The sequence below is a fragment of the Pseudomonas sp. KBN12P06040 genome, from assembly GCF_037574965.1.
GTDB lineage: Bacteria > Pseudomonadota > Gammaproteobacteria > Pseudomonadales > Pseudomonadaceae > Pseudomonas > Pseudomonas aeruginosa.
The window spans coordinates 3,388,421-3,412,841 of record NZ_JBBELS010000001.1 but is presented as its reverse complement, the minus strand read 5'-3'; the positions used below and the strand labels follow the sequence as shown (position 1 = coordinate 3,412,841).

Annotated in this window: 23 protein-coding genes; 14 read left to right on the top strand and 9 right to left on the bottom strand. The window is 68.5% G+C overall.

What is annotated here, in order from left to right; genetic code table 11:
- Positions 1–2: 2 nt before the first annotated feature.
- Positions 3–938 (bottom strand): LysR substrate-binding domain-containing protein, encoded by a 936-nt coding sequence (locus tag VQ067_RS16050; protein WP_031686693.1) that lies wholly within the window; start codon positions 936–938, stop codon positions 3–5.
- A gap of 147 nt (positions 939–1,085) precedes the next feature.
- Here VQ067_RS16050 and azoR2 point away from each other — a divergent pair, with 147 nt between their 5' ends.
- Both azoR2 and VQ067_RS16040 read left to right on the top strand, forming a co-directional pair.
- A complete protein-coding gene (gene azoR2, locus VQ067_RS16045; protein ID WP_023094763.1) occupies positions 1,086–1,694 on the top strand; it encodes an FMN-dependent NADH-azoreductase AzoR2 in 609 nt (202 codons plus the stop codon).
- Between the two features lie 106 nt (positions 1,695–1,800).
- Positions 1,801–2,067, top strand: coding sequence for a hypothetical protein (locus VQ067_RS16040; RefSeq protein ID WP_003088334.1), 267 nt, complete (start codon positions 1,801–1,803; stop codon positions 2,065–2,067).
- An 85-nt stretch (positions 2,068–2,152) separates the two neighbouring features.
- On the opposite strand, the gene VQ067_RS16035 is transcribed toward VQ067_RS16040, so the two are convergent.
- A complete protein-coding gene (locus VQ067_RS16035; protein WP_003111315.1) occupies positions 2,153–3,742 on the bottom strand; it encodes an ABC-F family ATPase in 1,590 nt (529 codons plus the stop codon).
- Positions 3,743–4,046: 304 nt separating this feature from the next.
- Here VQ067_RS16035 and VQ067_RS16030 point away from each other — a divergent pair, with 304 nt between their 5' ends.
- Both VQ067_RS16030 and VQ067_RS16025 read left to right on the top strand, forming a co-directional pair.
- Positions 4,047–4,382 carry a hypothetical protein gene (locus VQ067_RS16030; protein WP_003119150.1) on the top strand — a complete coding sequence of 112 codons (336 nt, stop codon included), beginning with the start codon at positions 4,047–4,049 and terminating at the stop codon, positions 4,380–4,382.
- 129 nt (positions 4,383–4,511) lie between these two features.
- Positions 4,512–4,883, top strand: coding sequence for a 5-carboxymethyl-2-hydroxymuconate Delta-isomerase (locus VQ067_RS16025; protein ID WP_003139776.1), 372 nt, complete (start codon positions 4,512–4,514; stop codon positions 4,881–4,883).
- Between the two features lie 20 nt (positions 4,884–4,903).
- Here the strand turns inward: VQ067_RS16025 and VQ067_RS16020 are convergent, their stop codons facing one another.
- Entirely contained in the window at positions 4,904–5,404 is a 501-nt protein-coding gene (locus VQ067_RS16020; protein ID WP_003139775.1) for a hypothetical protein, read from the bottom strand.
- A 184-nt stretch (positions 5,405–5,588) separates the two neighbouring features.
- Here VQ067_RS16020 and VQ067_RS16015 point away from each other — a divergent pair, with 184 nt between their 5' ends.
- Both VQ067_RS16015 and VQ067_RS16010 read left to right on the top strand, forming a co-directional pair.
- Positions 5,589–5,822: a hypothetical protein gene (locus tag VQ067_RS16015; RefSeq protein WP_003111311.1), complete on the top strand. Its 234-nt coding sequence runs from the start codon at positions 5,589–5,591 to the stop codon at positions 5,820–5,822.
- A 91-nt stretch (positions 5,823–5,913) separates the two neighbouring features.
- Positions 5,914–6,261, top strand: a complete 348-nt coding sequence (locus tag VQ067_RS16010) for an I78 family peptidase inhibitor (RefSeq protein WP_023101326.1) — start codon at positions 5,914–5,916, stop codon at positions 6,259–6,261.
- Positions 6,262–6,327: 66 nt separating this feature from the next.
- Here VQ067_RS16010 and VQ067_RS16005 read toward each other — a convergent pair whose 3' ends face one another.
- Both VQ067_RS16005 and brnQ read right to left on the bottom strand, forming a co-directional pair.
- Positions 6,328–6,567, bottom strand: a complete 240-nt coding sequence (locus VQ067_RS16005; protein WP_003088496.1) for a hypothetical protein — start codon at positions 6,565–6,567, stop codon at positions 6,328–6,330.
- 235 nt (positions 6,568–6,802) lie between these two features.
- Positions 6,803–8,116 carry a branched-chain amino acid transport system II carrier protein gene (brnQ, locus tag VQ067_RS16000; protein ID WP_003113469.1) on the bottom strand — a complete coding sequence of 438 codons (1,314 nt, stop codon included), beginning with the start codon at positions 8,114–8,116 and terminating at the stop codon, positions 6,803–6,805.
- A gap of 526 nt (positions 8,117–8,642) precedes the next feature.
- Here brnQ and VQ067_RS15995 point away from each other — a divergent pair.
- From VQ067_RS15995 to nahK, 5 genes are all read left to right on the top strand, one after another.
- The gene (locus VQ067_RS15995; RefSeq protein ID WP_003139773.1) at positions 8,643–10,346 is read left to right on the top strand and encodes a phosphoethanolamine transferase; all 1,704 of its coding nucleotides are present in this window, start codon (positions 8,643–8,645) and stop codon (positions 10,344–10,346) included.
- A gap of 76 nt (positions 10,347–10,422) precedes the next feature.
- A complete protein-coding gene (gene pqqF / locus VQ067_RS15990; protein ID WP_052156529.1) occupies positions 10,423–12,750 on the top strand; it encodes a pyrroloquinoline quinone biosynthesis protein PqqF in 2,328 nt (775 codons plus the stop codon).
- Positions 12,751–13,016: 266 nt separating this feature from the next.
- Positions 13,017–14,216, top strand: a complete 1,200-nt coding sequence (locus tag VQ067_RS15985; protein WP_003139769.1) for a porin — start codon at positions 13,017–13,019, stop codon at positions 14,214–14,216.
- Positions 14,217–14,318: 102 nt separating this feature from the next.
- Entirely contained in the window at positions 14,319–15,482 is a 1,164-nt protein-coding gene (gene nosP / locus VQ067_RS15980; RefSeq protein WP_003139768.1) for a nitric oxide-sensing protein NosP, read from the top strand.
- Positions 15,412–18,057, top strand: coding sequence for a hybrid sensor histidine kinase/response regulator NahK/ErcS' (nahK, locus tag VQ067_RS15975; protein WP_074241316.1), 2,646 nt, complete (start codon positions 15,412–15,414; stop codon positions 18,055–18,057). Before nosP ends, nahK begins: the two co-directional genes overlap by 71 nt.
- 1 nt (position 18,058) lies before the next feature.
- Here the strand turns inward: nahK and VQ067_RS15970 are convergent, their stop codons facing one another.
- Together VQ067_RS15970 and agmR are read right to left on the bottom strand one after the other, a co-directional pair.
- Positions 18,059–18,922: a DMT family transporter gene (locus tag VQ067_RS15970; protein ID WP_033991029.1), complete on the bottom strand. Its 864-nt coding sequence runs from the start codon at positions 18,920–18,922 to the stop codon at positions 18,059–18,061.
- A 9-nt stretch (positions 18,923–18,931) separates the two neighbouring features.
- The gene (gene agmR / locus VQ067_RS15965) at positions 18,932–19,597 is read right to left on the bottom strand and encodes a response regulator AgmR (RefSeq protein ID WP_340080858.1); all 666 of its coding nucleotides are present in this window, start codon (positions 19,595–19,597) and stop codon (positions 18,932–18,934) included.
- A gap of 515 nt (positions 19,598–20,112) precedes the next feature.
- On the opposite strand from agmR, the gene VQ067_RS15960 reads away from it, so the two are divergent.
- The 3 genes from VQ067_RS15960 to VQ067_RS15950 are packed head-to-tail and all read left to right on the top strand — an operon-like array spanning position 20,113 to position 21,602.
- Complete coding sequence (locus tag VQ067_RS15960) at positions 20,113–20,253, top strand: hypothetical protein (RefSeq protein WP_003088510.1); 141 nt, start codon at positions 20,113–20,115, stop codon at positions 20,251–20,253.
- Positions 20,254–20,261: 8 nt separating this feature from the next.
- Complete coding sequence (locus VQ067_RS15955; RefSeq protein ID WP_003139766.1) at positions 20,262–20,912, top strand: sensor histidine kinase; 651 nt, start codon at positions 20,262–20,264, stop codon at positions 20,910–20,912.
- Positions 20,913–20,924: 12 nt separating this feature from the next.
- Positions 20,925–21,602 (top strand): response regulator transcription factor, encoded by a 678-nt coding sequence (locus VQ067_RS15950; RefSeq protein WP_023091895.1) that lies wholly within the window; start codon positions 20,925–20,927, stop codon positions 21,600–21,602.
- Between the two features lie 26 nt (positions 21,603–21,628).
- Here VQ067_RS15950 and VQ067_RS15945 read toward each other — a convergent pair whose 3' ends face one another.
- Together VQ067_RS15945 and exaA are read right to left on the bottom strand one after the other, a co-directional pair.
- Positions 21,629–22,276, bottom strand: a complete 648-nt coding sequence (locus VQ067_RS15945; protein ID WP_003139757.1) for a pentapeptide repeat-containing protein — start codon at positions 22,274–22,276, stop codon at positions 21,629–21,631.
- A gap of 53 nt (positions 22,277–22,329) precedes the next feature.
- Positions 22,330–24,201, bottom strand: a complete 1,872-nt coding sequence (exaA, locus tag VQ067_RS15940) for a quinoprotein ethanol dehydrogenase (RefSeq protein ID WP_003088524.1) — start codon at positions 24,199–24,201, stop codon at positions 22,330–22,332.
- Positions 24,202–24,421: the final 220 nt, after the last annotated feature.

The following is a 24,421-nucleotide window of genomic DNA, read 5'->3' as shown; positions in this document are numbered from 1 at the left end:
GCTCACTCGCGGGCGCGGCGGTAGGCCGGGCCGGTCTCGCCCGAGGGGCGTTGCAGGGCTTCCACGAGAAAGTCGATCAAAGCACGGATCGCCGGAATCTGGCTGCTGCGCGGCAGGTAGGCGGCCTGCATGGTGCTTTTCGGCAAGGTCCACTGCGGCAGGATGCGCACCAGGCTGCCATCGGCCAGTTCCCTGTCGCAGTAGCCTTCGGGCAGCAGGGTGACGCCGAGGCCGGCCACGGCGGCTTTCTTGCGCAGGATGAAGTCGTCGACGCCCAGGCGCGGTTCGCGTTCCAACTGGTAGCGGCTGCCGTCCGGCCCGATCAGGGTCGCGTGGACCTTGCGGTCGTTGTGGATGGCGCCGAGGAAGGGCAGGTCCTCGAGGTCTACCGGATGTTCCAGGCGACGCCCGGCGATCAGCGACGGGGCCGCGAGGATCTGCGTGGTCGCCGGGGCCAGGCGCCGGCAGACCAGCGCGGGATCCTCGTCGCCGAGTTCGCGCACGCGCAGGGCCACGTCCACCCCCTCGTTGAGCAGGTCGACCCGGCGGTTGGTCAGGAGGATTTCCAGCTGGACCTGCGGATGCCGTTCGAGAAACCGCGGCAACAGGTCGGCCAGGTTGCTCGAGGCCATGGCCACCGGTGCGGAAAGGCGCAGCCGGCCACGCGGCTCGGCGCTCAGCTCGGCGATCACCTGGTCGGCCATCTCCGCCTCCAGCAGCAGGTTGCGACAGTGCTGCAGGTAGCGTTCGCCGACCTCCGTGAGCGCCAGCTTGCGCGTCGTGCGGTGCAGCAGGCGCACCTGGAGGCGCTCCTCCAGTTCGGCGATGCGCCGCGACAGGCGCGACTTGGGAATCCCCGTCTCGCGTCCGGCCGCGGCGAAGCCGCCGCATTCCACCACCTTGGCGAAGTAGTAGAGGTCGTTGAGGTCGTGGGGCATGCAGGCGCTCCGCTGGGGGAAAAACAGATTGTCCTATGTGTGGGACGAATAGTCATGTTTCTACCGACTAATCGTCAATTGGCCTTGCCGGTAGGATGCAAACCACTCGATCGCCACACTGCGATCCCCCACTTTCAGGAGCGAGACATGAAACTTTTGCACATCGATTCCAGCATCCTCGGCGACGCCTCCGCTTCCCGCCAACTGAGCGCCGAGCTGGTCCAGGCCTGGCGGCAGAACGAAGACGGGCTTGACGTCACCTACCGCGACCTGGCCGCCGACGCGGTGGCGCATTTCTCCGCCCTGACCCTGGCCGCCGGCAGCACCCCGGCGGAGCTGCGCGATGCCGCGCTGAAGCATGAAGCCGCAGTGGGCGAAGAAGTGCTGGAAGAGTTCCTCGCCGCCGACGTCGTGGTCATCGGCGCGCCAATGTACAACTTCACCATCTCCAGCCAGCTCAAGGCCTGGATCGATCGCATCGCGGTCGCCGGCAAGACCTTCCGCTACACCGAGAACGGCCCGGTTGGCCTGGCCGGCGACAAGAAAGTGGTGATCGTCTCCACCGCCGGTGGCGTGCATGCCGGCCAGCCGACCGGCGCGGCCCACGAAGGCTACCTGCGCACCGTGCTGGGCTTCTTCGGCATCACCGATATCGAAGTGGTTCGCGCCGAAGGCCTGGCCTATGGCGAGGAGCCCCGCGCCCAGGCCATCGCCGCCGCCCGCCGGCAGATCGCCGGGCAGTTCGCCGCGGCCTGATCCCCGCGTCATCGGAAAACCCCGCTTCGGCGGGGTTTTCGCGTTGTGCGCAGCGGCGCGCTGCGTGTAGATTGGCCGGACAATTACAAGCACAAGGAACCGGCCTGTGAGCGCGTGTTACTGCCGCAACTGCGGCGCCCGAGCGACCCGTCTCGTCGAGAACGGCATCTGCGAAGCCTGCAAGCGGCGCTCGGACATCAATCCGAAGAACGTCCTGATCGCCGCCGCCCTGATCGTCTACATCGGGGTGAACGTGGCTGCCTACATCAAGGACCACCCGCCCCGCGAGCTGACCGCCGAACAGCGCGAGAAGATCGCCGAGGGCCAGCGCCTGGCGACCCGCGCGGCGATGATGGCCGGCTACGTCGACTGAGTCGCGCTCCCCATAGGCCCTGCGCGGCCATGCCGGAATGAAAAAGCCCCGCGGATGCGGGGCTTTTGCGTTGCGCGACGGGGACTCAGACGATCACGCCCTGGCTGCGCAGGTAGTCGTCGTAGCTGCCGCTGAAGTCGGTCACGCCGTTCTCGCCCAGCTCGATGATGCGGGTAGCCAGCGAGGAAACGAATTCGCGGTCGTGGCTGACGAAGATCAGCGTGCCCGGATAGTTGTCCAGCGCCAGGTTCAGCGCCTCGATGGACTCCATGTCCAGGTGGTTGGTCGGCTCGTCCATCACCAGCACGTTGGGACGCTTGAGGATCAGCCGGCCGAACAGCATGCGGCCCTGCTCGCCGCCGGAGATCACTTTCACCGACTTCTTGATCTCGTCGTTGGAGAACAGCATGCGGCCGAGGGTGCCGCGCACCAGTTGTTCGCCGCCCTGGGTCCACTGGGCCATCCAGTCGAACAGGCTCATGTCGTCGGCGAAGTCGTCGGCATGGTCCTGGGCGAAATAGCCGACGTCGGCGCTGTCGGTCCATTTCACCTCGCCGCCGTCCACCGGCAGGTCGCCGACCAGGCAGCGCAACAGGGTGGTCTTGCCGATGCCGTTGGGGCCGATGATGGCGACGCGCTCGCCGGCCTCGACCTGCAGGCTCAGGCCTTTGAACAGCGGCTTGCCGTCATAGCCCTTGCTGATGTTTTCCACGGTCACCGCCTGGCGGTGCAGCTTCTTGTATTGCTCGAAGCGGATGAACGGGCTGACCCGGCTGGACGGCTTGACCTCTTCCAGCTGGATCTTGTCGATCTGCCGGGCGCGGCTGGTGGCCTGCTTGGCCTTGGAGGCGTTGGCCGAGAAGCGGCTGACGAAGGATTGCAGCTCGGCGATCTGCGCCTTCTTCTTGGCGTTGTCCGACAGCAGGCGCTCGCGGGCCTGTTCGGCGGCGGTCATGTACTCGTCGTAGTTGCCCGGGAACAGGCGCAGCTCGCCGTAGTCCAGGTCGGCCATGTGGGTGCAGACGCTGTTCAGGAAGTGCCGATCGTGGGAAATGATGATCATGGTGCTGTTGCGCGCGGTGAGCACGCCTTCCAGCCAGCGGATGGTGTTGATGTCCAGGTGGTTGGTCGGTTCGTCGAGCAGCAGCACGTCCGGGTCCGAGAACAGCGCCTGGGCCAGCAGCACGCGCAGCTTCCAGCCGGGGGCGACGGCGCTCATCGGGCCGAAGTGCTGCTCCAGCGGGATGCCCAGGCCGAGCAGCAGCTCGCCGGCGCGGGACTCGGCGGTGTAGCCGTCGAACTCGGCGAACTGGACTTCCAGCTCGGCCACCGCCATGCCATCTGCCTCGCTCATTTCCGGCAGGGAGTAGATGCGGTCGCGCTCGGCCTTCACCGCCCAGAGTTCCTCGTGGCCCATGATCACCGTATCGATGACGCTGAAGTCCTCGTAGGCGAACTGGTCCTGGCGCAGCTTGCCCAGGCGCACGTTGGGTTCCAGCATGACCTGGCCGGCGCTCGGCTCCAGGTCGTTGCCGAGGATCTTCATGAAGGTCGACTTGCCGCAACCGTTGGCGCCGATCAGGCCGTAGCGGTTGCCGTTGCCGAACTTGACGGAAACGTTCTCGAACAGCGGCTTGGCGCCGAACTGCATGGTGATATTCGCGGTGGAGATCAACTTCTTTACCTATAGAGGACTTACGCACGCCTGGACCGTGGCGATACCGGTCTGCTACCGGTTCTCGGCTTTCCGCTGCGCTCCATCTGGAGCATGGGTCGATCCTGCGGGCATTCGTGGAGTGCCGCAGCCAGCGTCATGACGTGGCTGTAGCGCGATGAAGGCGGGGTGTGATGCCTGGCATTCGGCGAATTGTCTCACAGGTGCGCCTGCCGTTGCATGACAGCGTACGCCGAAGCGGTTTTTCCCGCTGCCCGGCAGGTGGTAGAGTCCCGTCTTCCGCTCATCCGCAAAGGACTCCCCGATGAAGCCCGCTGTTCTCCCCGCGTTGTTGGTTCTGTCGCTGCTGGGCGGTTGCGGGGATTCATCGTCGGACGGAAAGGCCGCTTCCGGGCCGCTGGCGTTGCACTGCGGAGACTTCGGCAAACTCGAGGTGATCGACGGTTTCGCCAGTCTCAAGCTGCCCGACGGCAGCAGCGTCCAGTCGCTGGGCGGCGATGTCCGCAGCCTCGCCGATGGCCAGGCGCTGAGCGCGATTTCCTATAGCGACGGTTCGGTCCTGTACCGCCAGGCGGGCGACACGCCCGGCTACCTGTACACGCCGGCCAAGGGCCAGCGGCAGGCCTGCGAGACGCGCTGATCCGCGCCATCTACGCGCGGGCTTTCGCGGCCGCCGGGTTGATCTGAGCCACGCAGGCGCAGGCCGGCTGTCGCATCGCTCGTCGAGCCGCTAGAATCCCGCTCTCCATTCCCCGCAAGGCCCGCCAGCATGCCGCATCTCGTTATCGAAGCCACTGCCAACCTCCGCCTCGAAACGTCCCCCGGCGAACTGCTGGAGCAGGCCAATGCCGCGCTGTTCGCTTCCGGGCAATTCGGCGAGGCGGACATCAAGTCGCGCTTCGTCACCCTGGAGGCCTACCGGCAGGGAACCGCAGCGGTCGAGCGCGCCTACCTGCATGCCTGCCTGTCGATCCTCGACGGGCGCGACGCGGCGACCCGCCAGGCGCTGGGCGAGGTGCTGGGCGAGGTGCTCGCCGGAGCGGTGGCGGGCGGCGGCGAGGAGGGCGTGCAGGTCAGCGTCGAAGTGCGCGAGATGGAGCGCGCCAGCTACGCCAAGCGCGTCGTCGCCCGGCAGCGCTGAGAGACTGGCGCGCGCCTGGCTCAGATCCAGGCGTTCAGCGTCGCGCCGGCCTGCGTCGGGTCCTCTTGCCGTCCCGGCGCCTGGCCGTTCTGCATGGCGATCATCTCGCGCATGCGTTCGCCGATGCCTTTCTCCACCTGTTCGCGTTTCTCCGGCGGCATCGCGTCCAGTTCCTCCTCGGTCAGGCCGAGGCTCTTCAGGACCTGCTCGCGCATCCGCTCGGCGGGCGATTTCTGCATGTACTCCTTGAACTCGTCATAGGCCGACTTGCCTTCGCTGGCGCCGGCAGTGGCATTCGCCTGGTTCTGCTTCAGCGTCAGGTTCAGCTTCGCGAAACCCTCGTCCAGGGCCTGGCGGGCGGACTCCGTGGCGGGATCGGCGGCCTCGTTGCGCAATGGCGTGCCGAGGGCGGGGCGCGGTTTCAGCAGATCGCCGTTGCCGATCTCGGTGCTGGCTTGCCGCTGGTTGTTCGGGTAACGCGCAGACCAGCCGGAAAGGCTGGCGGGACCGATGCTGTTCATGACCTGCCTCCATGGAAATGAATGACCGCCGCTCCGTCGCAAGGGCCGTGCCAGGTCGCCGAACCCCGCGCCAGAGGGCTCGGCGCATGGCGCAGGGCGGGGCGGAGGCAAGCGCTTGCCGCGAACGGCAACGGCGTTCCGCGGTTAGAATGTCCGGCTTGTGCAGCAGGTTGCGAAGAGAGCCATGACCGACACTCCCGACGATCGAACCGGAGATGCCTCCGGCCTGTCGAAGCGCCAGGCATTCCATCGGCAGCACCGGCAACGGGCGGAGGAAGAGGCGCGGCGCCTGCTCGACGCCCGCGCCGAACAGGGCGGCCGCTGGCTGGACTGGGTCGCGGGCCAACTCTACCTCCTGCGTCCGCCGGAATACGCGGCCATGGTGCGTCGCGAACTGCAGCGCCTGAGCGGCGACTGAAGCTGGCGAATTTGTCAGCGCGGATTGCAGTTTCGCCAGGAAACCCATGCCACTGGTAAGGTGGCGATCCCAGAAGATCAGAGGAGGCGGTATGCCTTTGAAGCAGTTTTCCAGTGCACTCGTTCTCGCGGCCCTGCTCGCCGGTTGCAGCAGCAACGGCGACAGCCCGTCCACCGAAGGCGCCAGCGTAGCCACCGGCAGCGCCAGCGCGCCCGCGACCACCCCGGCAGCGGACGGCCGTTGCGATGCCAATGCGGTGCAGGCCTATGTCGGCAAGCAGGCTTCCGCGGCCATCGTCGAGGAGGCCCGCCGCGCCGCCGGAGCGGAAGTCGCCCGGGCGCTGCGCCCGCACGATGCGGTGACCATGGACTACAACCCGCGCCGGCTGAACATCGATGTCGACGACACGCTGGTGATCAAGCGCCTGTCCTGCGGCTGACCGCCCAGCCCCGAATACGAAGAAGCCCCGCATCGCGGGGCTTTCTCTTGGCCGTTCGAAAAGGCCTCAGATGGCGGTACTGCGTAGGGCGGCGTTGGACTGGCTGACGGCGGTTTGCGGTTTTTCCTCGAGAATTGCCTGACGCTTGGCCTGGTATTCCTCGAACGACAGGCTGCGCCGGGCCAGGTCTTCCAGCGCCAGTTGCCTGACCTCGTCGCTGCTGTACGGGCGAGAGGGGTTGTAGTCGCTGGCGCAGCCGGCGAGGGCGAGGGAGAACAACAGTACGCTGATGAGTGCCTTGGCCATGACCGGCTCCTGGATTCGCTTTCCTGGGGGAATGGTCGAAAGGCTAACAACCGCGCCGCTGCGCTAGAAATCATCCCGCTCGATAGTGCTTATTCGTTCGGCTGAACGCGGGAAGAAGCGCTGCCGGCGGCGGCAGGCGCCAGCCGGGCCGGGGGGCGGACGCCGCGATTGGCGCCGCCCGCCGGCATGTCCCGCGCTTGGCCGGGAGAACAGGCGGCAGGCCGCTGGGGCCTGCTCAGGCGGCGACTTGCGCGGGCTTGCCCAGCAGGCGGTCGACCAGGCTGCAGGCGGCGAGGGTGGCGACCGAGGGGATCAACCAGGCCAGGCCCTGTTCGGCCAGCGGCAGGTGCAGCAGCCATTGCGGGAAGTCCTGGCCCAGGCCCGCCGCCTTCAGGGCATCGAGCACGCCGAACGCCAGGGAAACCAGCATCACCGGGGCGAGGATGCGCGTCGCCGAATGCCAGAGGCCGATGCAGAAGCTCAGCGCCACCAGCACGATGCAGGGCGGATAGATCGCGGTGAGCACCGGGATCGAGACCTGGATCAGCTTGGTCAGGCCGAGGTTGGAAACGATGAAGGAGAACCCTGCCAGGATGATCACCAGGCTGCGGTAGGACAGCGGCAGGCGCTGGCAGAAGTACTCGGCGCAGGCGCAGGTCAGGCCGACCGCGGTGACCAGGCAGGCCAGCGCGATAAGTCCCGCCAGGAACGAGCTGCCGAGGCTGCCGAAGGTATGTTGCACGTAGGCGTGCAGGACTGCCGCGCCGTTGCTGGCGTCGGCGGCGATGGCATGGCTGCCGGCGCCGAGCCGGAACAGGCTGACGTAGACCAGCACCAGGCCGACGCCGGCGATCAGCCCGGCGACGATGGCGTAGCGGGTGATCAGCCGCGGCGACTGCACGCCGCGGGAACGGATGGCGTTGACGATGACGATGCCGAAGACCAGCGCGGCGAGGGTGTCCATGGTCAGGTAGCCGTTGACGAAACCCTGGGAGAACGCGGCCTGGGTGTACTCCGGCTGGGCCGTGCCGATCGGGCCGGCGGGCCAGAGGAAGGCGGCGACGCCGAGAATCGCCAGGGCAAGGATCTTCAGCGGGGCGAGGAAGCGTCCGACGGTGTCCAGCAGGCGACCGGGGTAGAGGGAGATGGCCAGGGCGAGGAGGAAGTACGCCAGGCTGTAGACGAACAGCGCCGTGCCGCTCTCGCCGAGCAGCGGCACCACGCCGACCTCGAAGGACACCGTGGCGGTGCGCGGAATGGCGAACAGCGGGCCGACCGCCAGGTAGCAGACCGCCGCCAGCAGGCCGCCGGCATACCTGCCGATCGGATGGCTGAGGGCGTCGACCGAACCGCCGACCTTGGCCAGGGCGATCACGGTGATCACCGGCAGCCCCACCGCGGTGATCAGGAAGCCCAGCGCCGCCAGCCACACATGGGGGCCGGACTGCAAGCCGACGATGGGCGGGAAGATGATGTTGCCGGCCCCGACGAACAGGGCAAAGGTCATAAAACCAAGCGCCAGGATGTCCCGGCCTTTCAAAGCGTTCATGCTGGAGAGGTACCGCGCTGCTCGAGGAAATTCACAGAAGGGTTTCCCGGGGGGTAGGGGAAACGGCACTCATCTGGATGGGACGAGCAGGGGAGGCGGCCGCTGTCCTTGTGGGAGCCGGGCCGGAAACTTGGCATGCTAACGAAAATGCCGGGGTCGCGGGATAGACATTGGTCTGGCTGTCCTTTTGTTGAAAAACGACGTCGCAATCAGAACAGTCCGTAGGCGCCAGCGCCGGAGCGCTCCGCGCTCCTTGCCGCTTGCTGTCTTCCGCCTGCGTCGGCGGCGCCATGCGGGGGGTATGCCGGCGAACCCGGAAAACGCCCGGAAAGCTTCCCGCGAACTTTTTGCAATCCGGCTGAAAGCCCCGGAACACAAGGGCTGCGGCGCTTCTGAAGGGTTACGTTTTCTGTAGGTATTCTTCACGAAAGATTGACGGATCGCCGAGCAGACTGCCGCCGTCGTCGAGTGCTGCCAGGGGCAACGCTGCGCACGGCAACCCGGAAGTCAGTGAAGATCCGTGCCCATGTCGAAAGCCCGCGCCGTCCGTCCCGAACTGCTGACCCTGCTGGTCAGCCTCGCCTTCCTGCTGTTCTACAACCTGCCGCTGTGGCAACGCCTGCTGGCGATCACCCCGGCGGGCTGGCAGGGCCTCGGCATGATGCTGGCGGTCGGCCTGATGATCGCCGCGATCTTCAACCTGGCGCTGACCCTGCTGGCGTTCCGCTGGCTGCTCAAGCCGGCGCTGACCCTGCTGATCCTGGCGGCCGCCGGCACCACCTACTTCATGACCCAGTACGGCGTGCTGATGGACGTCGGCATGCTGCGCAACGTCATGCAGACCAACCCGGCCGAGGTCGCCGACCTGCTTTCGCCGAAGCTCGCCGTCTACCTGGCGTTGCTTGGCGCGCTGCCGGTCTGGCTGCTGTGGCGCACGCCGGTGCGCTACCGGCCGTGGCCACGCGAGCTGCTGAGCAAGCTGCTGGTGGCGCTCGCCTGCCTGGCGCTGCTCGCCGGGGTGGCGCTGGCCAATTACCAGGGGCTGTCCTCGCTGTTCCGCAACAACAAGGAACTGCGCCTGCAGGTCACCCCGAGCAACCTGGTCGGCGCCGCCATCGGCTACGCCAAGGGCCAGGCCCAGGCCGCCAGCCAGCCGCTGCGGCCGATCGCCGTCGATGCCCGGCGCGCCGACCTGTGGCAGGGCCATGCGCGCAAGTCGCTGACCGTGCTGGTGGTGGGTGAGAGCGCGCGGGCGCAGAACTTCGGCCTCAACGGCTACGCTCGCGAGACCAACCCGCGGCTGAAGGCCGAGGAGGGCCTGATCAACTTCTCCAACGTGCACTCCTGCGGTACCGAGACCGCGGTGTCGGTGCCCTGCATGTTCTCCAACCTGGGCCGCGCGGACTACAGCGACGCTCGCGCGCGCACCCAGGAAGGCCTTCTCGATGTGTTGCAGCGCGCAGGCCTGCGGGTCCTGTGGCGGGACAACCAGTCCGGCTGCAAGGGCACCTGCGACCGCGTCGCCTTCCAGGACCTGAGCGAGAGCAAGGACCCGGCCCTGTGCGCCGGCGGCGAGTGTCATGACGAGATCCTCCTGCGCGACTTGCAGGCCTTCATCGACGGGCTGCAACAGGACACCGTGCTGGTCCTGCACCAGATGGGCAGCCACGGCCCGGCCTACTTCAAGCGTTATCCCAGGGAGTACGAGAAGTTTACCCCGGTCTGCGCCAGCAACGACTTCAGCGCCTGCTCGCGGGACAGCATCATCAACGGCTACGACAACACCCTGCTGTACACCGACCACGTGCTGGCCAGCCTGATCGACCTGCTGCGCAAGAACGAAGAGCGCATCGATACCGGCATGCTCTACCTCTCCGACCATGGCGAGTCGCTCGGCGAGTACAACCTCTACCTGCATGGCACGCCTTACCTGCTGGCGCCGGACCAGCAGAAGCACGTCGGCATGCTGGCCTGGTTCTCGCCCGGCTACCAGAGCGCCTTCGGCCTCGACAGTGGCTGCCTGCGCCAGCGCAGCAACGAGGAGCTGTCCCAGGACAACCTGTTCCACTCGATGCTCGGCCTGCTGGAAGTGCGCACCGGCGCCTACGATCCCGGCCTCGACCTGTTCGCCCCGTGCCGTGCGCCCGAGGTCCTGCAGGCGCTCAAGGCCGACGGCGGACGGGCGCTGTACTCCGAGGAAGCGTCTGGCCAGGAGCCGCCGGCTTCCTGATACGACCCGGCGAAAGGACTATTTCCTTCGCCTCGCGGAAGGGTAAGGTTCAGCCTCGGAACCCGCGAGGACGCCCATGGATCGCCACGCCCAACACAACCCCAGGAGCCGCGCCTGCGTGCTGCCCAACGGCCTGCGCCTGCACCTGGCGCATGATCCGGCGGCATCGCGCGCCGCTGCCTGGCTGCGGGTGGCGGCGGGCAGCCACGACGAGCCGAGCGCGCATCCCGGCCTGGCCCACTTCCTCGAGCACCTGTCGTTTCTCGGTGGCGCGGCGTTTCCCGGCGACGAGCGCCTGATGCCGTGGTTGCAGGTGCGCGGCGGCCAGGTCAACGCCAGCACCCGGGGCAGGACCACCGACTATTTCTTCGAGGTGACGGCGGAGCACCTTGGCGCCGGTCTGGCACGGCTGATCGACATGCTCGCCCGCCCCTTGCTGGACATCGATGCGCAACGGCGCGAGCGCGAAGTACTCGAGGCCGAATACCTGGCGCGCTCGGCCGACGAGCAGACCCTGATCGACGCAGCGCTGGCCCTCGGCCTGCCCGCCGGACACCCCCTGCGGCGTTTCGCTGCCGGGCGCCGCGACAGCCTGGCCCTGGAGAACGATGCGTTCCAGCGGGCCCTGCGCGAATTCCATGCCGCCCACTATCACGCCGGCAATTGCCAGCTATGGCTGCAAGGGCCGCAGGCACTGGACGAGCTGGAGAGGCTGGCGCAGCGTGCCTGCGCCGACCTACCGGGGCGCGCGCCAGGCGCGAGTCCGCCGCCGCCGCCGTTGCTGCCCTTCGCCGGCGAAGCGCTGGCGCTGCGCCTGCCGGGACCGCCGCGGCTGGTGCTGGGCTTTGCCCTCGACGCTTTGCGGGAGGCCGACGAACAGACCCTGCTGGCGTTCGCCGAATTGCTCGGCGATCGCTCGCCGGGCGGGTTGCTGGCGGCACTCGGCGAACAGGGCCTGGGCGAATCGGCGGCGCTGCGGGTGGTTCATCGGGACGCGCGGCAGGCGCTCCTGGCGTTGACCTTCGAACTGTTCGACGGCAGCGCGGCGGCGGCGCTGGAGGCGGCCTTTTTCGACTGGCTGGGCGCCCTGCGCGACGATGCCGCCAGCCTGCTGGCGGCGCGCCGGCCGTTGCTGGCGGAGCCCACTGCACCGCTGGAGCGACTACGCCAGCGCGTTCTTGGCCTGCCAGCGGAGATTCGCCCGGCCTGCCTGGACGCGCTGCGCGCCGACCGTTGCCTGCGGCTGCACCTGGACAGCGAACTCGACGGCGCCGAAGCGCGCTGGTCGGCGGGCTTCCGCCTGAGCGTGGCGCCGGTTGCCGCAGCGCCGCCGCTGACCGCGCAGCGGCATGCCTGGCGCTTCGAACTGCCGTTGCCGCCCAGTGCCGCCGCCGAGGGCGCGCTGTTCCTGCGCTGGCGCTTTCCCGGTGTTCCCGCACGGTCACGCTTCCTGGCGCTGCGCCAGGCGTTGCGTCCGCTGTGCGGCCAGGCGCGCCTGGGGGGAGTGGAGATGGGCCTGGAGGCGCTCGGCGAAGACTGGTCGCTGAGCCTGCTCGGTCCGCGCGATCGCCTCGAGGCCGCCGTGCGCCCGGCCCTGGCCCGGCTCCTCGCGGCGCCGCCCGACTGGCGCGCAAACGGCGAGCGTCTGTCCTCCGCCGAGCGGCGCCGCAGCGCCACTGGCCTGCCGATCCGGCAGTTGCTGGACGCCTTGCCCGGCCTACTCGGCGAGCCGCTGGCGGAGGTCGACGACTGGCGGCGGACGCGCTGGGACGCCTTGGTCATGCAGGCCGCGATGCCAGATCCCCGATGGATGCCCGGCCAGGCTGCCGGCGAGCGCCTGGCGCCTCTGCCGCCGAGGCCCGGACGGCATCGCCGCGAACTGGCCGTGGACGGCGAGTCGGCGTTGCTGCTGTTCTGTCCGCTGCCCTCGCCGGAGGTGCCGATGGAGGCGGCCTGGCGCTTGCTGGCGCGCCTGCACGAACCGGCCTTCCAGCGGCGCCTGCGCGACGAGCTGCAACTGGGCTACGCGTTGTTCTGCGGTTTCCGCGAGGTCGGCGCCCGGCGCGGCCTGCTGTTCGCCGCGCAATCCCCGCGTGCCTGCCCGGAACGCCTGCTGGAGCATATGGAGACCTTCCTCCAGCGCTCCGTCGAGGCGCTCGCGCAACTGCCGGAGCAACGCCTGGCCGGCCTGCGCGAAGCCCTCGCCGACGACCTGCGCCGAGCGCCGGGTAGCTTCGCCGAGCGAGCACGGCGCGCCTGGGCGGAGCACCTTGGCGGTGGCGCCGGTCGCTCCCGGCTGCTCGCCGAGGCCGCTCTCGGCCTGAGCGGCGACGACCTGCTCGCGGCCCAGGCCCGGTTTCTGGAGGCGCGCGGCGGCTGGTGGGTGCTTTCCAGCCGGCGCTGAAGCGAGCCACGCGGTAACTCGACGACAGCCTTGCCGGCGTCACTGCGGCGTTAGGTCGAAAGCCGCGCTGCTTCGGTGGCGCTCCCGCCGCGACCAAGGTTGCGCTACCGCCGGAGGAGCGCTGCCCGCGCCTTGCGCAGCGGCACCCACGCCCACCATGAAGAAGCGTCGAAGCAGGCCCAAGGAAGCGTATGGCCGGGCTTTCCCGGTTTCGATAATCGGCTCCGCCACGACCGGCCCGGTCGTTTCACCTCGCGGAGTGCGCCATGAACAAGAACAACACCGCCGTTCGCCGAATCCTGCCGCTGACCCTGGCCTCGCTGGGTGCCCTGGGCGGCCTGCAACCGGCCGCCGCCGATATCCTGCTGTACGACAAGGACGAGACCACCTTTTCCACCGACGGCTACTTCAATGCCTTCTACGTCAACAGCGACGTCGACCGCCAGGGCGAGACCTACGATCGCCGCCAGTCGCGGGTGAAGATGGGATTCCTGCCGAACTACATCGGCTTCAACTTCGGCAGGAAGGTCGACGAGCTGAGCCTCGGTGGTCGCGCTTCCTTCTGGGTGACCATCAACGACAGCGAGACCGACGGCACCGATACCGCCATCGACGTCCGTCAGTTCTACGGCACGGTCGCCGGCGACTGGGGCGAGGTGCTGATCGGCAAGGACTTCGGCCTGTTCTCGCGCTCGAACATCTTCCTCGACGAACTGCTGGCCGGTTTCGGCAACCCCAGCGACACCCTCGGCCTGGTGGACGGCAAGGGCGTCTCCTTCGGCAACATCGGCACCGGCTATCCGTACCCGTTCCCCACCTCGCAGATCACCTACCGCAACAACGACCTGCTGCCCGGCCTGCGCATCGCCGTGGGCATCCTCGACCCGATCGACTCCAACCAGATCGACAAAGACGCCAGCGACGGCCTCGACGACAAGGCCTACCAGGACAACCCGCGCTACGAGAGCGAGGTCAGCTACCAGTTCGACCTGGCCGGGGCGCAGGTCTACAGCTGGATCAACGGCGGCTACCAGACTTCGAAGAACACCAGCGACAGCGTCGACAGCGTGACTTCCAAGGGGGTCGGCTATGGCTTGCAGGTGAAGATGGGCGGTTTCTCCGTGACCGGTTCGGGGTTCACCGCCAAGGGCATCAATCCGTTCTTCACCAACAACGCCGGCGAAGCCGCGCTGCGCGAAGTGGACAGCCGCGGCGCATTGCTGCAGGGCTCGTATTCATGGGGCAAGAACCGCCTGGCGCTGTCCTACGGCAAGACCGTCGACGACGGCAACGGCCTGGGTTCCGCGGCCGACTACGAGAGTCGCGGCATCGCCTATTTCCGCACGATCAACGACAACCTCAAGCTGGTCGCCGAGCTGAACCGCTACCGGATCGACGGGCGCGACGGTGCCGCGCTCGACGAGGACACCGACACCGTGGCCCTCGGCGCCGTATTGAACTGGTGATACCGCTACTTTCGAAGGACCCCGCCGCGACCCAAGTAGGATAGGGGCCGCGGCGGCGCCCTTCGTAGAATGCTGGCGAGGCGGAACGACGGGGGAGCGGGCATGTACGAAGGGCAGGGGGAAGGGGTCTGCAGGGGCATGTCCAGCGCGCGCGACGTCGAAGTGGTGGCCCAGGACCTGGCGCGCCAGCTTATCCATCCGCACCTGGGCTTCGTGCTGTTCTTCTGTTCCGCGGAATACGACCTGCCGGCCCTCGGCGAGATGCTCGAACGCTACTTCGGCGGCATCGACCTGGTCGGCTGCACCACCGCCGGCGAGATCACTCCGGCGGGCTACGGGCGCGGCTGCGTCAGCGCGGTGGGCTTCGACGTGCGCAGCTTCGCCATCAGCAGCGCGCTGATCGACGAAATGGAGCGCTTCAGCCTGCTGGACGCGCAGCAGATGGTCGAGACCCTGGTGGCCGGCTGTCGCCGCGGCGGCCTGGCGCCGATCAAGGACCACAGTTTCGCCCTGACCTTGCTCGACGGCCTGTCCAGCCGCGAAGAGGTGGTGCTCGCCGCGCTTGGCGCGGCGCTCGGCGCGATCCCGCATTTCGGTGGCTCGGCCGGCGACGACCGGCACCTGACCCACACCCATGTCTACCACCAGGGCCAGTTCCATACCGGGGCGGCAGTGGTGGTGCTGGTCAACACCTGGTTGGACTTCGAGGTCTTCACCACCCATCACGTGGTGCCGCGCGCCGAAAAGTTGGTGGTGACCCGCGCCGACAGCGGCAGCCGGCGGGTCCACGAACTCAACGCCGAGCCGGCGGCGCTGGAATACGCCCGGCTGGTCGGGGTGGCGCCGCAGGCGCTGGATTTCGCCCTGTTCTCCGCGCATCCGCTGGCGGTGCGGGTCGACGAACGCTATTACGTGCGCTCGATCCAGCAGGCCAACGAGGACCTGAGCCTGACGTTCTACTGTGCGGTGGAGAACGGCATCGTTCTCACCGCGATGAGCACCGGCCCGCTGTTGCCCAACCTGGAGGCGCAGTTCCGCCGCCTCCACGAGCGCCTCGGACCGCCGTTGCTGACCATCGGTTGCGACTGCTTCCTGCGGCGCCTGGAGCTGGAGGTCGGCGGTGACACGCAAGCGACCGCCGCGTTTCTCCGCAGCCAGCAGGTGATCGGCTTCAACACCTACGGAGAGCAATTCAATGGCATGCATATCAACCAGACCTTCACCGGGGTCGCCATTGGCCGACCCCGCGGAGGTGTCCGTCGCTGAGCTGCAGGCGCGGGTCGTCGCCCTCGAAGAAGAGCGGCACAAGTTGCAGCGGATCAACCAGGCGCTGATCGGACGCATCGAGTCGAGCGCCGCGCAGAGCGACGAGGCCTACGGCGCCTTCCAGTATTCCGTGGTGCTGGCCGAGCAGGTCCGCGAGCGCACCGACGCGCTGAGCCAGACGATGCTCGAACTGAAGGCCAGCAACCAGTTGCTCAGCGACGCTCGCCTGCGTGCCGAGACCGCCCACCAGCATCTGCTCGACGCCATCGAAAGCATCTCCGACGCCTTCGTCCTGTTCGATCCGCAGCAGCGCATCGTGCTGTTCAACGAGCGCTTCCGCGCGCTGTGGGTCGACAGCCGGGCGCGGATCGGTCCTGGCATGCGCCGCGCCGAACTGCACCGGCTGGCGCGCAGCGGCGGGCTGATCGTCGAGGAACAGCGCGGCGGCGACCAGCAGACCCTGTATCGCCTGCGCGACGAGCGCTGGCTGCGGATGAGCGAACGGCCGACCCGCGACGGCGGGCTGGCGGTGCTCTACAGCGACGTCACCGAGATCAAGCTCAGCGAGACCGCGCGCCGCGAGCAGGCGCTGGCGCAGAAGTCGCACCTGTTGCAGCGGGCGGTGGACAACCTCTCCCAGGGCGTGGCGATGGTCGGCGCCGACGGCGTGCTGGAGTTGTGGAACCGGCGCTTCCTGGAACTCTGCGGGCTGGCGCCGATCGCCGGGCACCGGGCCTTCGCCGAAGTCATGGCGGAGAGCGAATTGCCGTTGCTCACGCCGTGCAGCCAGGACTCCCAGGGGAGTCCGCTGAGCGCCCGCGAGCAGCGCCTGTTCGATGGCCGGGTGCTGGAGATCCGTACCCATGCGCTGCCCACCGGCGGCTTCGTCAACACCTTCACCGACATCACCGAACGCTATCGCCACGCCGAGGCGTTGCGCGCCAGCGAGCGCTGGATCCGCCTGATCACCGACCAGGTGCCGGCGCTGATCGCCTATCTCAGCGACGAACTGGTCTACGAATTCACCAACAAGGTCTACGAGGAGTGGTACCGCTGGCCCAGCGGCTCGATGCTCGGCCGCTGCCTGCGCGACGTGCATGGCGCCGAGCACTGCCGGCGCCTGGAACCGTACTTCGAGCGGGCCCTGGCCGGCGAAAGCGTGACCTTCGAGATCGCCGAGACCGCGTTGTCCGGCGAGGAGCGCTACATGCAGCGCTCCTACGTGCCGAACCGCCAGGCCGACGGCCGGGTCGCCGGGCTGTTCGTGCTGATTCGGGATATCACCGAGCGCCGGCGGACCGCCGAGGCGCTGCACCAGGCCTACCAGAACCTCGAACAGCGGGTGCGCGAGCGGACCGCCGAGCTGACCACCCTCAACGACCAGTTCAAGCGCGAGATCCACGAGCGCAGCCAGGTCGAGGCGCGCCTGCGCGAGGCCAAGCGCGAGGCGGAACAGGCCAACCTGTCGAAGACCAAGTTCCTCGCGGCGGTCAGCCACGACCTGCTGCAACCGCTGAACGCCGCGCGGCTGTTCACCAGCGCCTTGCAGGAGCGCGGCAGCGCGGCGCGGGACAACGAGGCGCTGGTGAACAACATCAGCCATTCGCTGGAGGACGTGGAGAACCTGCTCGGCACCCTGGTGGACATTTCCAAGCTGGACGCCGGCGTGATCACCCCGGACATCGCCCCGTTCGAGCTTGGCGAACTGCTCGGCAACCTGGCCGCGGAGTACCGCCAGGTAGCCGCCAGCGAAGGGCTACGCCTGGACTTCGTGGCCTGCGGGGCGCTGGTCCGCAGCGACCAGCAACTGCTCGCGCGAATCCTCCGCAACCTGCTTTCCAACGCCATCCGCTATACCCCGCGAGGGCGCGTGCTGCTGGGTTGCCGCCGGCATCGGCAGCGCCTGTCGATCGAGGTCTGGGACACCGGGGTGGGCATCGCCGCCGACAAGCTCGGCGAGATTTTCCAGGAATTCAAGCGCGGCGAGTCGCAGCGTTGCCACCAGGACCGCGGGCTCGGCCTGGGACTGGCGATCGTCGACAAGATCGCCCGCATGCTCGGCCACCGGGTCCGGGTCGGCTCGCTGCCGGGCAAGGGCTCATGCTTCGCCATCGAGGTACCGCTGGCCCGCCATGCCCCGCGCAGTCGCGCCGAGCCGCTGGCCAGCGCGGACGACCTGCGCGAGCGCCTGCGTGGTTCGCGGGTGTGGGTGCTGGACAACGATGCGGCGATCTGCGCCGGCATGCGCACGTTGCTCGAAGCCTGGGGCTGCCGGGTAGTGACGGCGCTGTCGGAGGAAGACCTGGCGCGACAGGTCGACAACTACCATGCCGAGGCCGACCTGCTGATCGTCGACTATCACCTCGACGACCAGCGCAACGGCGTCGACGCGGTCGCCGCGATCAACGCCCGGCGCGGCTCGCCGCTGCCGGCGCTGATGATCACAGCCAACTACAGCAACGAACTCAAGCAGCAGGTTCGCGAGCTTGGCCATACCCTGATGCACAAGCCGGTGCGGCCGATGAAGCTGAAGACCGCGCTCTGCCACTTGCTGGAGCGCGAAGCCTCGGTCTGATTCAGGCGCCTTCGCGTGCCGCGCGGCCCAGGCGCGGGGCGAGGATCAGGGCGATCCCGCCGAGCACCGCCAGGGTCGCCGGCGGCAATCGCGGGGCGAGCGGCTCGCCGAGCAGCAGGGCGCCGCAGAGGGCGGCGAGCACCGGCACGCTGAGCTGCACCGAGGCGCCCTGGATCGCCGTCAGCCCCGGCAGTGCGCTGTACCAGACGGCGTAGCCGAGGCCGGAGGCGAGGGCGCCGGAAAGCAGGGCATAGGCCAGCCCGGCGCCGTCCAGCCGCAACTGCCCGTGGAATGCCAGGAGCAGCAGGGCGGCGAAGGCAAGGGCACGCAGGAAGTTGCCCGCGCTGACCGCCAGCGGATCGCCGCCGCCGCGGCCGAGCAGGGTATAGAGGCCCCAGGCGAGGCCGGACAGGAGCATCAGCAGGGCACCGCCCAGCGGCGGCGCGCTGGCTCCGGGGAGCAACAGGAACAGCAGGCCGCCCAGGGCCAGCAGGAAACCGAGCAGCGCCTGTCCGCCCAGCCGTTCGCCGCGCAGCAGGCCGGCCAGCAGCAGGGTGACCTGCACCGCGCCGAACAGCAGCAGCGCGCCGGTGCCGGCGTCCAGCTGCACGTAGGCGTAGGAGAACGCGGCCGCGTAGACGAACAGCGCCGCCGCCCCGCGCCAGCCGCCGCGCGCGGGCGTGGCCGGGCGCCGGCGCAGATGCAGCAGGACGGCGAGCATGAGGGCGCCGGAGAAGAGACGCAGGGCGGTGAAACTGACCGCGTCGATGGCGGTGTCCTTCAGCGCCGCGCGGCAGAGCAGCGAATTGCCGGCGAAGGCCAGCAACGCCAGGACAGTGAGCAGCAGGGTACGGCGGTCGGGCATCGGCGGGTCTCAGCGGCGCAGGTAGGCGGCGAAGTCGATGTCGCCGGCGCTGAGGATCGCCTGGACCCGGTTGTGTACCTTGAGCTTGCGCAGGATCGCCGAGACGTGCGCCTTCACCGTGGTCTCGGCGATGTCCAGGTTGTAGGCGATCTGCTTGTTCGACTCGCCCTTGGTCATCTGCTCCAGCACCAGCAGCTGCTTGCGGGTCAGGGCCTGGAGCAGTTCCGGGGAGATGCCGTGTTCTTCGTGGCCGCTGCGTCGCGGCGAACTCTTCTGGGTGCGGATCACGTCCGAGGGCAGGTAGACGTTGCCGTTGAGGATCTGCTCGATGGCTTCGGTCATCTGCGCGCGTGGCGAGGACTTGGTGATGAAGCCCACCGCGCCGTAGGTGATGGCCTGTAGCACCACCTGCTTGTCCTGCTCGGCGGAGACGATAACCACGGGAATGGTCGGGGCCTCGTTGCGCAGGTTCATCAGGCCGTTGAGGCCGTGCATGCCGGGCATGTTCAGGTCGAGCAGGATCAGGTCGAGGTCGTCGTGTTCCTGGGTCAGGCCCAGGGCGCTGTCGAGGTCGGCGGTTTCCATCACTTCGCTGCCGGGGAATCCGTCGGCGATGACATTGTGGATGGCCTCGCGGAACAGCGGGTGGTCGTCGGCGATCAGGATCTTGTACATGGCCTGCACCTCGTTATTGTCGTTATGGGCGGCTGGTGGCGGCTCGGGGCACGCGGGCGGATGCGAATGCGCTCACGGTAGCAGTCGTGGGCGCGATAGCCCAGCGGGCGGGCGTTCCGCCGCGCGCTGCCGGGGACGCGTCGCGGACGGTCGGCAGCCGGGTAGGCGGAGAAGGCGAACTCGGTACTGCGGCGGGACCGCCGCAGGGTAGTCGGGCGCTACGCGGGGCAAGGCAAGGCGGGGCATGGCGGCTTCTCGTCGTTTCTTCTTGTATGCGTCATTACAGGGCAGGCGCGCTGCTTTGGAAATTCGACGTCCGGAGGGGTGAACCAGTACCAAAGTAGCAGGACCAGGCGCTTGCGCAGCGCTCCTGCTGCATCGGCGGCGCCCGCAAGGGCGGCTGGAGGCGGGTGGCCGCGCAAAAGTAGCGGCCCGGCAGTACCAAGGTAGTAGCACGCCGTGGCTCCGCGCGTCCTAGCATGTCTCGACAACGACAATGGACAGGAGTCGCCGCCATGCGCATCGCCGTCACCCTGGTGTTGCCCATCCTGCTGATCCTCAGCCTGCTCGGGTTCGATTTCCTCTATTCCCGCCACCTCGGCCAGGAAAGACCTGCCGCCTGCGCCGTCGGACAGGCCTGTCGGATCGCCCCCTGAGCCACGCCATGGATGACCTGCGACCCGCCGGCCCGGCGGAGTACCGCTGGCTGCTCGCCGTGCAGGAGCGCGAGCGGCGCTTGCTGGCCCAGGCGGTGCATGACGATATCGGCCAGTACCTGACGGGTATCCGCACCCAACTGTTGTTGCTGCGCTGCACGGCAGGCGCCGGGCAGCCGGCGCTGGCACGCCTGGAACGCTACTGCCAGGGGCTGGACGACAGCTTCCGCGCGCTGCTGCGCGGTCTACCGCCGCCGGCCCTGCAACGCCAGTCGCTGGACGAGGCGCTGCGCGCCTGCGTGGCGGACTGGCAGGAAGGCCAGGGCATCGCCTGCGAGCTGCGCCTGGGCGGTCCGCTGCCGCCCCTGGATGCGGCGGCCGGGACCCATCTCTACCGCCTGTTGCAGGAGGCGCTGAACAACGTCGCCCGGCATGCCGGCGCCAGCCGCGTGCGGATCCGCCTGCAACGCCGTGGCGGCTTTCTCTACCTGAGCGTACGCGACGACGGTCGCGGCTGCGCGGCGGACCCGGCACCCGGCTTCGGCCTGGACTCGATGCGCCAGCGCGCGCGCTGCCTGGGCGCTGAACTGAGCCTGCGCAGCCGTCCCGGACAGGGCCTGGCGTTGCGCCTGCGGATGCCGCTGGAACGCGGCGACTGAGAGGAGAGGACGATGAAGATCCTGCTGGTGGACGATCATTTCGTGGTCCGCGAAGGGCTGGCCGCGCTGTTGCGCGGGCTGCTCCCCGACGTGGAGGTGAGCGAGGCCGGCGATGGCGAAGAAGCCTTGCAGGCGGTGCAGCGGGACATTCCTTCGCTGGTCATCGTCGATCTCGGCCTGCCGGGCATCAGCGGCCTGGAACTAACTCGCCGGCTGCGCCAGCGCCTGCCGCAGTTGCGTGTGCTGTTCTTCAGCCTCCACGACGAACTGGCCCTGGTGCGCCAGGCGCTGGATGCCGGTGCCCGCGGCTACGTGACCAAGCGCGCGGCGCCGACGGTGCTGCTGGAGGCGATACGGCGAGTGCTCGCCGGCCAGCTCTATCTGGAGCAGCCCCTGGCCACGCGCCTGGCCTGCCAGTCGTGGGAAGAGCAGGGCGGGGCAGCGTTGCGCGGGCTGACCCGTCGCGAGTTCGAGATCTTCCGCCTGCTCGCGCGTGGCCTGGCCCTGCGCGAGGTGGCCGAGCACCTGGGGGTAAGCGCCAAGACCGTGTCCAACCATGTCAGCCTGCTCAAGCAGAAGTTGCAGGTGAGTACCCAGGCGGAACTGGTGCACCGGGCCATCGACAGCGGCGTGCTGCGGCTGGGCCTGCCGCTGCCGCTCGCCGAGGAGGCTCGCGGCAGCCTCGGCTAGGGGCGACGTCGCTGCTGTCCGGCGCTTCACTGCCAGCCCGCGGGGCAATCCTTGCAACCCTGCATGTTGCTGCCCTGGAAGTTGCCGAAGCGCACCTTGCTGCCGCGCAGGTCGGCATCCTCCAGGTTGGCCTCGGCCAGCTTGACTTCCTGCAGGTTGGCGTCGCGCAGGTCGGCGCCCTTGAGATCGGCGCGGGACAGCCAGGTCATCTCCAGGTCGGCGGCGCGCAGCGTGGCCTGGTGCAGGCGGCCGCCGCTGAGACGGGCGAACTCCAGGTAGGCGGCGGTGAGGTCGGCGCCTTGCCACTGGGCGCCCTGGGCGAACAGGCCCCAGGCCTGGATCGCCACCGCCCTGGCGCCGGAGAGGTCGGCGCCGCGCAGGTTGGCTTGCTGCAGGCTGGCGCGGGTGAGGTCGGCACCACGCAGGTTGGCTTTTTCCAGGTTGGCCAGGTCGAGCCTGGCGTGACGCAGGTCGGCGCCGGAGAGATCGGCGCCGGCCAGGTCGATGCGGCCGAGGTCGAGGTTGCGCAGGTCGGCGCCGCGCAAGTCGGCCTTGGCGCAGCGCGCGCCGGGCTCCAGGCGGCAGCCGGCGATGACGCGGACGTCGTCGATGTCGTCGGCGGCCTGGGCCAGGCCGGCGCCGAGCAGGGTGGCGCAGAGGAGGAAGGTCTTCATCGGGATACTCCGCAGGCGGGGAAAGCCGCGCCTCGCAGGGCGCGGCGCGGGGATCAGCGGCTGGCGGTGCGGTTGTCCCAGCTGGGCAGCTTGAATACCCAGAAGGAACCGCCCTGGGCCACCGGCCGGGTCAGGTCGGCCATGTCGCCGCCCCACAGCGGCACGGCGCCGCCGTAGCCGACGGTCACGCCGAGGTACTGCTCGCCGTCCTGTTCCCAGGTGATCGGTGGCGAGACGATGCCGCTGCCGGTCTGGAATTTCCACAGCTCCTTGCCGCTCTTCGCGTCGAAGGCCTTGAAGTAGCCGTCGCCGGTGCCGGTGAACACCAGGTTGCCGGCGGTGGCCAGCACCCCGGCCCAGAGCGGCAGGTGTTCCTTGTGTTCCCAGACCACCTTGCCGCTGACCGGGTCCATGGCGCGCAGGCTGCCGACGTGGTCGTCGTACATGCGCTTGATCCGGAAGCCCATGCCCAGGTAGGCGCTGCCCTTCGTATAGCTGACCTCCTCGGTCCAGTAGTCTTCCTTCCAGTGGTTGGCCGGCACGTAGAACAGGCCGGTGTCCTGGCTGTAGGCCATCGGGTTCCAGTTCTTGCCGCCGAGGAACGGCGGCGATACTTCCACCGCCTTGCCATGCTTCTGCCCCGGTTCCGGCAGCGGCGGGCGCTGGCCCTCGCGCTCCACCGGGCGGCCGGTCTTCAGGTCGATGTGGCTGGCCCAGGTGATGTTGTCGACGAAGGGGAAGGCGTTCTGCAACTTGCCGTTGCTGCGGTCGACCACATAGAAGAAGCCGTTGCGGTCGGCGTGGGCGGTGGCCTTGACGATCTTGCCGTCCTTGGCCTTGTAGTCGAACAGCACCAGTTCGTTGTTGCCGGAGAAGTCCCAGGCGTCGTTGGGGGTGTGCTGGTAGAACCACTTCACCTCGCCGCTGCTCGGGTCCACCCCGACCTGGCCGGAGGTGTAGAGGCTGTCGTAGTCGTGCGGGTTGCCGCCCTTGGCGGTGCGCGCCCAGGTGTTCCACGGGCCGGGGTTGCCGGCGCCGACGATGATGGTGTTGGTCTCGGCGTCGAAACTGGCGCTCTGCCAGGGAGCGCCGCCGCCGTGGCTCCACGACTCGACCTTGCCGGTCGGCGAGTTGCGATCGTCCGGCCAGGAGGGCGCCTTGACGTCGCCGGTCACCGTGCTGTCCTTGCCGTTCAGGCGGCCCATGTGGCCTTCGACGAAGGGACGCATCCAGATTTCCTCGCCGGTATCCGGATCGCGGGCGAACAGGCGGCCGACCACGCCGAACTCGTCGCCCGAACTGCCGTGGATCAGCAGGACCTTGCCGGTCTTGCCGTCCTTCACGATGGTCGGCGCGCCAGTCATGGTGTAGCCGGCGCCGTGATCGGCGAACTTCTTCTTCCACACCACCTTGCCGGTGTTCTTGTTCAGCGCCACCACCGAGGCGTCGAGGGTGCCGAAGAACACCTTGTCGCCATAGATCGCGGCGCCGCGGTTGACCACGTCGCAGCACGGGCGGATGTCGTCGGGCAGGCGGTGGTTGTAGGTCCACAGGCGCTTGCCGGTCTTCGCGTCGAGGGCGAACAGCCGCGAGTAGGAGGCGGTCACGTAGATCACGCCGTCGCTGACGATGGCCTGGGACTCCTGGCCGCGCTGTTTCTCGTCGCCGAAGGAGTACGACCAGGCCGGGGTCAGCTTGAACACGTTGTCGGCGTTGACCTGCTTGAGCGGGCTCCAGCGCTGGGCGTGGGTGCCCATGCCGTACTGCAGCACGTCGCCGGTGGTCTTGTCGTCGTTGGCGATGTCCTCCCAGGTCACATCCTTGGCCAGCGCGGCGCCAGCGCTGCCCAGGGCGACGGCGAAGGCGAGGCAGTGCAGGCTCGGGCGCAGGAGGCCGGCAGGGGCGGGTGAGGTTCTTGTTGTCATGATCGGGTTCCCGTTTGGAGTGAGGGTCGAGAAACGGCAGGCCGCTGCTCGGGCCGCGGCGGCTTCATGGTGGAAGCGGGGCGCGCCGACGGGAACGGAAGATCGCCCGATTCGGCCGGGAAGACTTCCCGGACGGGGCATGACTTGGACTTGCTGCCAAAGCCCCACGTTAGGCCTTCCGAGGCTCTACTCCGAAGGGAGTAGGCGAGGACGCCCAAAG